Raw genomic sequence first — 11,968 nt, 5'->3', positions numbered from 1 at the left:
CTCTACCCGTTTGGCGTAGAAGGCCGCCTTGATCCTTTGCCAGGTGGCCATATGACCCAGTCCCGATCCGAATTGCTGATGCCTGCGGGCAATCTGCGCAAGCTGAAACTCGCCATCCTCTATGGGGCGGACGCGGTGTATCTGGGAACGCCGGATATGTCGCTGCGCACCAAGTCCGAATTTTCGCTGGAAGAGGTGATCGAAGGGGTCGAGTTCTGCCACAGCCACGGCCGACGCGCATACCTGACGCTGAACCTGTTTTCACACAACAAAGACATCCCGAAGCTGGATGAATACATCGACGCAGTGCGCAAAGTGAAACCCGACGGGCTGATCATCGCCGACCCCGGTGTGTTCCAATATGTCCGCGAACGCGCGCCCGAACTGCCGCTGCATATCTCGACCCAAGCCAATATCTGTTCCTGGCTGTCGGTGAAGTTCTGGCAGGATCAGGGTGCGGAACTTGTGGTTCTGGCGCGCGAAGTCTCGTACCCCGAGTTGGTGGAAATCCGCGAGAAATGCCCTGACATCAAACTTGAGGCTTTTGTTCACGGTGCCATGTGCATGACCTATTCTGGTCGCTGCTTGCTGTCGAATTTCATGGCGGAACGCGGCGCGAACCAGGGCAACTGTGCCAATTCCTGCCGCTGGAACTATGGGCTGAAGCTGCGTCTTAAAGACGGTACGCATCAGGAACTGCGCATTACCGAAGAAAACGCGGACCTGTTTGAGTTTCTGCTGGAAGAAGGTTGCCGCCCCGGTGATCTGATGCCTATCGAAGAGGATGATCGGGGATCATACATCCTGAACTCGCGCGACCTCTGCATCATGCCGAAGCTGGATGAATATTTGAAAATTGGTGTCGACAGCCTCAAGGTCGAAGGGCGCGGCAAGTCGGAATATTATGCTGCCATCGTTGCGCGGACGTATCGGATGGCCATCGACGACTACAATGCCGACCCTGAGAACTGGGATCCCAAACCCTATATGCGTGAACTCGAAACCGTCGGAAACCGTGGCTACACACTGGCCTTCCACGAGGGTCGCCTGACCAACTATGCACATGATTATGAACACACGGCCTCAATCGCGCAGTGGGAGTATGCAGGGATCGTCACCGAAGTGACCAAGGACGCCTTTCTGGTCGAGGTGAAGAACAAGCTGGAACCGGGCGACGTGCTGGATTTCGTCTCACCCATCTCGCGCGAAACAGTTCTGCTGCGGGTCTACGACTTCGAACGAGTGGGTGACGGTAAGCGGCTGGACGTGGTGCATGGCAGCACGAAAACTGTTATCCGGCTGCCCTTTACCCTATTCGACCACGAAGACATCGACGACCTGCGCGCGCGCTTCCCGGTTTATTCGGTCCTACGCAAAGAGCGTGCCCTGACCGATGAACACTGGAGCCGCATCCGTTTCGACAAACTGGTGCAGGGTTTGGAAACCTCCGGCCGCGACAACCCCAACGCCTATGCACGCCGCCGGGACGCGTTGGTCGAAAAGATCGGCGAAGATGGTAACGAACGCCGGTTCAAGACCAACCGTATCGGCACCGAAGGGTGCTGTGGCAAGGGGTGTAACGGGTGTCTGATCTTCTGGCAGGACGAAAAATACGCGCTGGCCCGCGAGGTTTTGTCAAAGCGCAAACAAGGCGAACAACTCAGCCGCCGCGAGGCGACAGAACTGAAGCTGCCAGGCGAACCGGCCTGATCCGGTTCATTCGCTCTTGCGATACTCTTCCGGCACGTAAAACGTATAGTCTCGATCCGCCACCTGTTCGTGGCAGACATGGCAATAGGCCACTTCACCGGCACGGTCACCCAAGGTATCGCCAAAAACCGAGCCATCCGGCAAGACCATGATGTATCGCCAATCCGCTGTGTCCGGGCTGGCACCTTCCGCCAGCTTCTCCATAATGAACATTGCGCCAGGATGTAAGCGACCTTCATCCGTTACTGTCATGCTGTCCTTGGCCAGAACCGATCCCATCGGCAGCTCTTCGCCCTCTTGCAACGTGCCGTAGTTATGCGCCATGCGGTTGGCATAGCTGTTCACAAACCGCTGGCCATGGGTTGCCGAAATATAGGGTGCATCGTTGAACAGCGGCCAGCTTTGATAGTTGAGGATCAGGTCCAGTTGCGCAGCGGCATACCCGCGCGCCATGCGCTTATTCAGCGAGCGATAGTGGGCCACAGCCTCTTCCTTGCTCAGTTCAGCGGGATTCTCTATCGCGATATGGGCATTTTCGCCGTCAGCCACCACCAACCCCGCAGTAAGCACAACAACAAGAAAAGCAGCCGCGCTTTGACGCAGAATTTTTTGAAGATTCGAGTCCATTACATTGACCCACCTGAAAATCAGTTCGCCCGAGCACGGCTTGGAAGCTCTTCTCTCACTCTATCGGCTTCGAAATAACTTGCCAGCTATGGTCCGGTAATCTCACCGCCTTGTGCGTCGAATTGAGAATACACGGGCAGTGCCGGATATCACAAACATAGCAAATTACGCATGTGGTTTCAGCACCTGAAACATTAAGTTTACAGGCACACCTATGGCGTGCAGAGAGTAACCCCGAACAAGCGAAGCGCGATCCGGTTACACAGCGGAAACCAGACGGCCACCCAGCTTGCAAGGCAGGGGGCTTACTTGCTCAAACCGGCTTCCGCCTCGATCTGCTTGCGCGATTTGCGGGCACGTTCCGTGGCAGATTTCAGTTGCCCACAAGCGGCCATGATATCCTCGCCCCGCGTCTTGCGGATGGGCGAAGCATATCCCGCGTGGTAGATGATATTCGCAAAGGCCCGGATGCGATTGTTAGAGCTGCGCTTGTACGGTGCGCCGGGCCATTCGTTGAACGGGATCAGATTGATCTTGGCCGGGATGTTGTGACGTCTGATGTGGTCGATCAGGCGGTGCGCGTCCTCGTCACTGTCGTTCACACCATCCAGCATCACGTATTCAAAGGTGATCCGTTCAGAGTTTGACACATTGGGATAACTGGCCAAGGCTTCCAGAAGTTCCTCGATGTTCCAACGCTTGTTGATCGGCACCAGAACGTCGCGGGTTTCGTCGGTGGTGGCATGGAACGAGATCGCCAGCAGGCAGCCGATTTCCTCGGCCGTGCGCGCAATCTCGGGCACAACACCCGACGTCGAAAGCGTAATACGGCGACGTGAAAGCGAAATCCCTTCGGGGTCCATGGCGATCTTCATCGCGTCACGGACGTTTTCGAAATTATAAAGTGGCTCGCCCATGCCCATCAGAACGATGTTTGATAACAGGCGGGTTTCATCCTTGGGCGCGCCGGGAACCGGCCATTCGTCAAGATCATCGCGGGCCATCATCACCTGACCGACGATCTCGGCCGCTGTCAGGTTGCGCACCAGCTTCTGCGTACCGGTGTGGCAGAATGAGCAGGTCAGAGTGCATCCGACCTGAGACGAGATGCACAACGTACCGCGATCTTCTTCGGGGATATAGACGACTTCGACCTCATGCCCGCCTGCGATACGGCACAGATACTTGCGGGTTCCGTCCTCGGACACTTGACGTGTCACAACTTCGGGAATTTCGATCACGAAGTGCTCAGCCAGTTGCGCACGATAGGCCTTGGCCAGGTTGGTCATCTCGGCAAAGTCACGCACACCCCATTGATAGATCCACTGCCATATCTGCCCGGTGCGCATATTGGCCTGTTTTTCTGGAGTGCCATGTTCGATCAGAACGGTACGCAACTGGTCGCGAGTCTGCCCGACAAGGTTGATCTTTCCCTCGGGCAATTTGCGGGGGATAGTCAGGACATCTTGAGTGATCGGCGCATTGGGCGACATTTTAGGCTCTCTGAGGCGTATCTCGAAGGATTCTGGCTTGGGATGCGCCTCTATATAGGAACCTGTGCAAAGATCAAAAGGATTCGTCACAATCGGCGGGCTTCTACAGAAAAGCCGCAGCAACAGAGTCACTGCGGCTTTTATCTTTTTTCAATCCGCGCAGATCAAAGCCCGTTCAAACACCTGCAGGCGGAACATAGCAATCTTCGGCGTCCAAAGTTTTAACCGGGTCTTCCGGTCCGCATTGTTCGCCGGTCACCGGATATGTCTCACCTTTGTTATCACAAGCGCTCAGCCACATGGCCGAGATCATCATGAGCGAAGCAAGAAATTTGTTCAGCATCAAGGCAACTCCTACGTTTCTTCTGAACTAATTAGTTCAGAAACGATCGGTGTTTGCTTTGATACGGATCAAATGCAGGCGCGGACGTTGCGTAAAGCTGGCATGCCGAATGGCATCAACACAAAAGCCCCGCCAGACGACGGGGCTTTCACCAGAAAACACCGGCTTAATTGGTGCAGCGCTTCTTGGCGTCGTCGATCGCCGCAGTAAAACCCAACAGTGAGAAGGTGTCTTTTGTCTGCGTCCCGCGTTCCGAGCGAGCAGTCAAAACAGCCTCGTTTCCGCTCTTCATCGCCTCGATGACTTTTGGCTCCTGCCCTTGCGTTGAAGGCCAGGCCCATTCGCCATCGGTGATGAATTCGAATTCGGATTCGTCGATCTTGACGTTGACGGTCGAGCCCGCCGCAAAGGGGTAGCCACCGGTGAATGACACCGTTCCGGTTACCTCATCGCCTGGTCGAAACACCACGAACAGCAAAATATCGCTACGCCGCACAGAAACCACGCGACCTCCGCGAGTGTTAACGGTTTCGTCCGGGGTTGCGACGCTCCAGCATTCAGCGGGGTCTTCTTCTACAAAGACGCTCCAATCTGTCTTGACCGCAACACGGTTGGTGCTGCTTGCCTGCTGAGCGATTGCGGTTGTCGCGACGGTCCCTGCCACTAACAGTCCCGCGATCACACGAACGAGCATTGATCCCATTTGTCCAGCCTCCTAGCTCGACCTATACCTCAAACCCATCGGACATGACTGCGAACCCTGCCGGTTCGTCTATTCCGTTGCGTATTCCGATGATTGCCGACATACACACACTAACGCAGGTTTCGCCACAGGCGAAAGGGCGATTGGCAGAATTTTGCGCATAATTTCGGAGGTCCAGATGACGCAGCCCGTACCGATGACAGAACTGTGGCGCGGGTCTCTGCTGGAAAGCCTGCATCTGGGTCACGCAGTGGTTTGCGATGACGCGGGTCAGATCGTGCACAGCTGGGGTGACCCTCAGGCAGTTATCTATCCACGGTCGTCCGCCAAGATGATTCAGGCGCTTCCGCTGGTCACATCCGGTGCGGCGGCAAAATACGGGCTGACCAGCGAACATCTGGCGCTGGCCTGCGCGTCGCATAATGGGGCTGCAATTCACACGGACCGTGTAACCGCCTGGCTGGATCACCTGGGGCTGAGCGAACACGACTTGCGCTGCGGCCCGCAGGAACCTGCAGATACGGCTGCACGCGACAGGCTGATTCTGGCCGACGATACACCCTGTCAGATTCATAATAATTGCTCGGGCAAGCATTGCGGGTTTCTGACGCTGGGCCAGCACATGGGCGCGGGCCCAGAGTATCTTGAAATTGATCACCCGGTGCAGCAAGCCTGCCTTTCGGCATTTGAGGAGACCACGGGTGAGACCAGCCCGGGTTACGGCATCGACGGGTGCTCGGCCCCGAATTTCGCAACATCACTAACCGGTCTGGCCCGGTCGATGGCTTGGTTTGCTTCAGCCGCAGACCGGTCCGACCGCTCCAGCGATGCGGCGGCGCAACTGGTTGCGGCCATGGTCAAACACCCTGAACTGGTCGCGGGTGAGACCCGCGCCTGCACCGAGTTGATGCGCGCGATGAACGGACGTGTTGCGATCAAGACCGGGGCCGAGGCCATGTTTGTCGCCATCATCCCGGAAAAACGTATGGGAATTGCACTGAAGATCACTGATGGCACCACCCGCGCCAGCGAATGCGCGATTGCCGCGATACTCGTCAGCCTTGGTGTGCTGGAGGCCGATCACCCGGCCACCCGCAAATTCATGAATGCCACGCAGTACAGCCGACGCGGGCTGGAATGCGGTGTGATCAAACCCGCGTCGGGATTTCCCGGCTAAGGCCCTTACATCTCGATCTCATGCACCTCGGCCACTTCAACCGAGCCCGAGCCATTGACCACCATCGGACATCCCTTGGCCATCTCGGTTGCGGCGTCGATGCTGTCGGCTTTGATCACCGTGAAGCCTGAGGCCGGGTTTGCGCCGCCATTGTCGACAACCCCGCTGCTGCTGACGGTATAGGATTGTCCGACCGGGTTGCCGGGGATGTCGAGGGCTTCGCCCAAATTTTGAAACCATGCGCCCCAGGCGGCCATGGTCGCCTCAATCTCGGCGGGGTCGGTTGGGGTGTGACCCCCGTGATAGACAAACAAAAATTGGGGCATGTCGCTCCTCCCTTATGAAAATCTATTTGCAAAGTGCTTCGAGTTTGCGCAGCGAAGAGGTCCAACCTTGATTGTGGTTCGCAGCCGCTTCGGCATCGACCAGTTCCCGGTGATTCAGCCTAAGTCGTGATCCGGTGCTTGTCGCCGCGACCGACAAGGTCACGTGGCTTTCGGCGCCACGCTGATCCTGATCATCATGCCACCCCCAGGTGAACCCAACCGATTTGGGCGGATCGACATGCGTGACGTGACCCGAGACTTTGTATTGCTGCCCCTCGCCGTTTTCCATCACCGAAAACCAGGGGCCGGTGCGTGAAAAATCCAGATTATGCTTGGGCACGTGCATCCCTTCTGGGCCCCACCATTGCAATAACCTGCTGCCGTCGCTGATCCATGCAAACAATTCTTCGGGGCTGACGGGGAATTCCCGTTCCAATTTCAGGTCGGCCATGAATTCTCCCTTTCGATAATATCACTCAGACGATCCAGGCTGCCTTCCCAGAATTGCCGCTTGGAAATGGTCCAGTCGGCAATCATTCGCAGCCCTTCGGATCGGATGGAATACATCCGCTGCGTACCTTGAACGCGCTGCTGCACCAGCCCTGCTTCGCGCAGAACCTTGAGGTGGCGCGAGATTGCGGCACCCGATACGCCGCGCCCTTCGATCAGGTCACCAGCGGGCAACTCGCCTTGATCCATCAATTGCTCGACAATCGAGAATCGGGTGGCGTCGGACAATGCTGAGAAGGTGGTCAGAAGCGTGCTCATGATTTTATTTAACACAAATGTTAAATAAAAGATAGCCTCGGTTATTCGCCTGAAAAATCAGCGTGGCTGTAGCCTTGTAGATAAAGCAGTGCCGTCAAGTCACCGTGATTCACCCGCACATCGCATTGGGCGGCAACCGAAGGCTTGGCATGAAGGGCAACCCCGGTTCCAGCCCGACCCAGCATTCCAAGATCATTGGCCCCGTCGCCCACTGCAATCACATCGTTTTCAGACAACCCAAGTCGGGTTGATATCTGTTCCAATGCTTCGATTTTGGCCTGACGCCCCAAAATGGGGCGCGCCACGTCTCCGGTCAGCTTGCCGTCTTTAGCCAACAGCGTATTGGCCCGGTTTTCGTCGAACCCAAGCATCTCGGCCACTCGCGCGGTGAAAGCTGTAAATCCGCCGGACACCAGCGCCGCGTAAGCTCCGTTCGCCCGCATTGTGGCCAGCAACACCTTGCCCCCTGGCATTAAGGTAATCCGCTCGTTCAGAACTTTGCCGATCACATGTTCATCCAAGTCCTTGAGCAACCCAACCCGCTCGATCAGAGCCCCCTCGAAATCCAGCTCTCCGTTCATGGCACGAGCCGTGATGTCCTTGACCCGGTCACCGACGCCAGCCTCATCCGCCAGCTCATCGATGCATTCCTGCTGGATCATCGTGCTGTCCATATCGGCCAGCAGCATCTGTTTGCGCCGCCCGTCTACAGGCTGCAGAATTAAGTCCACGCCCATCCCCTGCAGGTCGGCCCAAACATCCCAGCGATTGTAGGGCATGTCACTCAGTTCGAACTCTACCGCCTCATCCGGGCTGAGCCAGACGACATCCCCACCGCCCCACGCGTTGCGCAGCGATTCGGGCAAGGCGCGGTCCAGCGAAGGCGCGGCCGGGTTGGTCAGCAAAGTTGCGACATACATAATCTATCTCCAGTGTCTTACCCGAGCGAGGTAACTCAGGGCATCAATGGCAAGCGGCCCTGTTCGGTCAATTCCCAGCAGATCTGCCCTTCGAACACGGCAACGCCCACCGGGCGCCCATACCCGGCCCCAGTATCCAGGTTGACGCGATTGCCGTAATGCATCGCCTGATCCACGGGCGTATGGCCATGCACGATCAGCTTGGGGTGCGGGCCTTTATGTTGGTGAAAACCCTGCCTGATCCAAACCAGATCACTTGCCCGCTGTTCATTGAGCGGCACACCTGGGCGGATACCGGCGTGCACAAAGGCAAGCTCGGGCGTCTGGTGCATCAGCACAAGATCGCGCAGAAAGGTCAGGTGCGATTTCGGCACAGCCGTCTGCGCCATCTGATGCAGGTCTTCCAGTCGGATCCGGCCTTCGAATTCAACCCCGTAACTACGCAGGGTCTCGATCCCACCCAGCCGGTCATGCAGCCAATGGTACCCCACAAGCAAATGCGGATCGTGACGCGGGGTGTCCTCCATGAACCAGGCAAACATACGGTCGTGATTGCCCAGTATGGTGATCCAGTTCCGGCCAGCATCGCGCTCGGCGATCAGGTGATCAATCAAGCCCCGACTATCAGGGCCGCGATCCACGTAATCACCCAGAAACACAATCTGCGCATCAGGTCCGCCATCGCGTTGGATCAGAGACAGCGCACGCTCCAGTTCAGCAACCTGCCCGTGCAGATCACCAATAGCATAGACAGGCTGTGTCATAGACATCCTCCGCCGGTAAGGTTCAGGTCGCTTGTGCCTCAGATCCAGGTTTGAGAGAACAAAGGACCCGGGTCTTTGCAAAACCGGGTCCTGAACTGTTTCTCAAACTCAACAAGCCGCGTCAGGCGACATCAAACACCAACGGTTTGATCTGCGTGAACAGACCCGTTTCCGCCAGCTTGGCCCGCGCCGCAGCCGGAACCGGTTCGTCGACATAAAGCAATGCAATCGCCTCGCCTCCGGCCTCGGATCGGCCAAGGGTGAAGTTCGCGATATTGACGTCGTGCTCACCCATGGTCTGACCCAGAGCACCGATGATGCCAGGCACGTCTTCGTTGGTCGTATACAGCATGTGGGCACCGACCTCGGCATCGATATTGATGCCTTTGATCTGGATAAAGCGCGGTTTGCCATCACTGAACACGGTGCCACCGATCGAACGTTCGCGCTTGTCGGTCACAACGGTGACTTTGATATAGCCCTCGAACGCACCCGATTTGTCCTGATTGGTGGTCGAGATCTTGATCCCGCGCTCTTTGGCGACAACAGGGGCCGAAACCATGTTCACCTCGGGGTTGAACTTTTTCATGATCCCGGCGACCACGGCGCAATTCAACGCGGCGAGGTTCATTTCAGCGGCCACACCATCGTAAAGAATGTTGATCGCCTTGACCGGCTCATCCGTCATCTGACCGATGAAACTGCCCAGATGCCCGGCCAGCTTGATCCACGGACCCATGATCTTGGCTTCTTCTGCCGTCACACTGGGCATGTTCAATGCATTTTCGACCGCACCTGTCAGCAGGTAGTTCGAAATCTGCTCGGCAACCTGCAGCGCCACATTCTCCTGCGCTTCGGTCGTCGCCGCACCAAGGTGCGGTGTGCAGACCACGTTGGGCAAGTTGAACAGGGCGTTGTCTTTGGCCGGTTCCTCGCTGAAAACGTCAAACGCGGCACCGGCAACTTGACCGGATTGCAGTGCTTCGGCCAACGCATCTTCATCAACCAGACCACCACGGGCGCAGTTGATGATACGAACGCCTTTCTTGGTTTTTGCCAGGTTTTCACGGCTCAGAATGTTGCGGGTCTGGTCGGTCAGCGGCACGTGCAAAGTGATGAAATCGGCGCGCGACAGCAACTCGTCCAGTTCAACCTTTTCCACGCCCATTTGCGCGGCTTTCTCTTCGCCCAGATAGGGATCATATGCGACGACCTTCATCTTCAGACCAAGGGCGCGTTCGCAAACAATGCCGCCAATGTTCCCTGCACCAATGACACCGAGGGTCTTGTTGGTCAGTTCGATCCCCATGAATTTGGACTTCTCCCACTTACCTGCATGGGTCGAGGTGGAGGCTTCGGGAATCTGTCGCGCCACGGCAAACATCATCGCAATCGCATGTTCTGCGGTCGTAATCATGTTGCCGAACGGCGTGTTCATCACGATCACGCCTTTTTTCGACGCCGCATCCTTGTCGATATTATCCGTGCCGATTCCGGCGCGGCCAATGACCTTCAGCTTGTCGGCTTTCTCCAAGATGGTCGGTGTGACCTTGGTGGCCGAGCGAATGGCAAGGCCGTCATATTGACCGATCACCTCGGCCAGCTTGTCTTTGTCCTTGCCCAGATCGGGCATGAAATCCACGTCGATGCCACGGTCGCGGAAGATCTGCACGGCGGTTTCGCTGAGCTTGTCAGATACGAGTACTTTGGGGGCCATATTCTCTGGTCCTTGAATTATATGGAAGGTCCGGGCCTAAAGCGGCCCGGTGAAAAGGTCAGGCAGCTTCAGCTTGCGCCGCAATCTCGGCCTCGAAGGCCCATGCCAGCCAGGGCAGCATCGCCTCGATATCCGAGGTTTCGACCGTGCCGCCGCACCAGATGCGCAATCCGGGGGGTGCATCGCGATAGGCCCCGATATCCAGCGCAATACTTTCAGCCTCCAGCCGTTTGGCCACGGCCTTGGCAAATGCCGCACCGTCCTGAATTCGGGCGTCGGTGAACTTCAGGCACACGGAAGTGTTCGACTGTGTCGCCGTATCTTCGGCCAGATTGGCAATCCAGTTGTTCTGATCGCAAAAAGCGTGCACCGCTCCGGCATTGGCATCTGCACGGGCGATCAGCCCCTGCAATCCTCCGACCGAGCGCGCCCAATCCAGCGCAAACAGATAATCCTCAACCGCCAGCATTGAGGGCGTGTTGATCGTGGCACCGGTAAAGATGCCTTCAATCAGCTTGCCACCTTTGGTCAGGCGGAAAATCTTGGGCAACGGCCACGCGGGGGTGTAGCTTTCCAACCGCTCCACAGCACAGGGCGACAGGATCAGCATCCCATGGGCTGCTTCACCGCCCAGCACTTTCTGCCAGCTGAAGGTGGTTACATCCAGCTTGTCCCAGGGCAGGTCCATCGCAAAAGCCGCCGATGTTGCATCACAGATCGTCAGTCCCTGGCGGTCATCGGCAATCCAATCGCCATTTGGCACGCGCACACCTGAGGTCGTACCGTTCCATGTAAAGACAACATCGTTCGCGAAATCGACAGAACCCAGATCGGCAATCTGCCCATAGTCTGCGGTCTTGACCTCAGCATCGATCTTAAGCTGCTTGATCACATCCGTGACCCAGCCTGAACCAAAGCTCTCCCAGGCCAACATCTCGACCTTGCGTTCACCCAGTAGCGACCACAGCGCCATCTCGACCGCGCCGGTGTCCGAGGCGGGGACGATGCCTATGCGGTAATCCTCAGGAATACCCAAGATCTCGCGCGTGCCTTCAATGGCTGCCTTTAGCTTGTCTTTGCCGACAGCAGCACGGTGCGACCGCCCCAGGGCGGCATCGGCCAGTTTGGTCAAATCAAATGTGGGGGGTTTGGCGCAGGGGCCCGAAGAAAAACGCGGATTTGCCGGCCGCGTCGCCGGTTGTTCGATCGTCATGTGTATTACCCTTCCAGATACACGCCCCTCGTTGGGGAGGGGTGTCCCACGCACACGGCTATGGGTCCTTCGCACCCGCAGCAAGCGGAAAAGACGCTTCGTTGAGTGAAAACGACATCTAAAGAGGGCTCAAATCAGAACATGAGTTTCCGATTGGCGAAAACCCCGCCTGTTTTTGGCGGGGTTTTGTTTTTGCGTTTACTCGGC

The 11,968-nt window shown here is 57.0% G+C and carries 13 protein-coding genes; 2 read left to right on the top strand and 11 right to left on the bottom strand.

Annotated elements, in window-relative coordinates:
- The first annotated feature begins 51 nt into the window (after positions 1-51).
- Complete coding sequence (locus AC2FJZ_RS18190) at positions 52-1,710, top strand: U32 family peptidase (RefSeq protein WP_496779404.1); 1,659 nt, start codon at positions 52-54, stop codon at positions 1,708-1,710.
- 6 nt (positions 1,711-1,716) lie between these two features.
- Here the strand turns inward: AC2FJZ_RS18190 and AC2FJZ_RS18185 are convergent, their stop codons facing one another.
- The 4 genes from AC2FJZ_RS18185 to AC2FJZ_RS18170 form a co-directional block, all read right to left on the bottom strand.
- On the bottom strand, positions 1,717-2,337 hold the full coding sequence (locus AC2FJZ_RS18185) for a cytochrome P460 family protein (protein ID WP_496779402.1): 621 nt from the start codon (positions 2,335-2,337) through the stop codon (positions 1,717-1,719).
- Between the two features lie 305 nt (positions 2,338-2,642).
- Complete coding sequence (gene rlmN / locus AC2FJZ_RS18180; RefSeq protein WP_496779400.1) at positions 2,643-3,830, bottom strand: dual-specificity RNA methyltransferase RlmN; 1,188 nt, start codon at positions 3,828-3,830, stop codon at positions 2,643-2,645.
- 175 nt (positions 3,831-4,005) lie between these two features.
- Entirely contained in the window at positions 4,006-4,173 is a 168-nt protein-coding gene (locus AC2FJZ_RS18175) for a hypothetical protein (protein ID WP_172677935.1), read from the bottom strand.
- A 166-nt stretch (positions 4,174-4,339) separates the two neighbouring features.
- A complete protein-coding gene (locus AC2FJZ_RS18170) occupies positions 4,340-4,876 on the bottom strand; it encodes an invasion associated locus B family protein (RefSeq protein ID WP_496779398.1) in 537 nt (178 codons plus the stop codon).
- 178 nt (positions 4,877-5,054) lie between these two features.
- Between AC2FJZ_RS18170 and AC2FJZ_RS18165 the strand changes: the two genes are divergently transcribed.
- The gene (locus AC2FJZ_RS18165; protein ID WP_496779396.1) at positions 5,055-6,053 is read left to right on the top strand and encodes an asparaginase; all 999 of its coding nucleotides are present in this window, start codon (positions 5,055-5,057) and stop codon (positions 6,051-6,053) included.
- Between the two features lie 5 nt (positions 6,054-6,058).
- Here AC2FJZ_RS18165 and AC2FJZ_RS18160 read toward each other — a convergent pair whose 3' ends face one another.
- From AC2FJZ_RS18160 to AC2FJZ_RS18130, 7 genes are all read right to left on the bottom strand, one after another.
- The gene (locus AC2FJZ_RS18160) at positions 6,059-6,379 is read right to left on the bottom strand and encodes a YciI family protein (RefSeq protein ID WP_050606124.1); all 321 of its coding nucleotides are present in this window, start codon (positions 6,377-6,379) and stop codon (positions 6,059-6,061) included.
- Between the two features lie 22 nt (positions 6,380-6,401).
- Positions 6,402-6,830, bottom strand: coding sequence for an SRPBCC family protein (locus AC2FJZ_RS18155; RefSeq protein WP_496670120.1), 429 nt, complete (start codon positions 6,828-6,830; stop codon positions 6,402-6,404).
- Positions 6,818-7,147 carry an ArsR/SmtB family transcription factor gene (locus AC2FJZ_RS18150; RefSeq protein WP_496670121.1) on the bottom strand — a complete coding sequence of 110 codons (330 nt, stop codon included), beginning with the start codon at positions 7,145-7,147 and terminating at the stop codon, positions 6,818-6,820. The genes AC2FJZ_RS18155 and AC2FJZ_RS18150 overlap by 13 nt, the downstream gene beginning before the upstream one ends.
- Before the next feature lie 41 nt (positions 7,148-7,188).
- Positions 7,189-8,067: a phosphoserine phosphatase SerB gene (serB, locus tag AC2FJZ_RS18145; protein WP_496779395.1), complete on the bottom strand. Its 879-nt coding sequence runs from the start codon at positions 8,065-8,067 to the stop codon at positions 7,189-7,191.
- Positions 8,068-8,102: 35 nt separating this feature from the next.
- Positions 8,103-8,831 (bottom strand): metallophosphoesterase, encoded by a 729-nt coding sequence (locus AC2FJZ_RS18140; RefSeq protein ID WP_496779393.1) that lies wholly within the window; start codon positions 8,829-8,831, stop codon positions 8,103-8,105.
- 121 nt (positions 8,832-8,952) lie between these two features.
- Positions 8,953-10,548 carry a phosphoglycerate dehydrogenase gene (serA, locus tag AC2FJZ_RS18135; protein ID WP_496779391.1) on the bottom strand — a complete coding sequence of 532 codons (1,596 nt, stop codon included), beginning with the start codon at positions 10,546-10,548 and terminating at the stop codon, positions 8,953-8,955.
- A 58-nt stretch (positions 10,549-10,606) separates the two neighbouring features.
- Positions 10,607-11,761: a phosphoserine transaminase gene (locus AC2FJZ_RS18130; RefSeq protein ID WP_496779389.1), complete on the bottom strand. Its 1,155-nt coding sequence runs from the start codon at positions 11,759-11,761 to the stop codon at positions 10,607-10,609.
- Positions 11,762-11,968 lie beyond the last annotated feature (207 nt).

This window comes from Ruegeria sp. CDSA079 (genome assembly GCF_059612245.1).
This window is presented reverse-complemented; position numbering and strand designations above follow the sequence as displayed.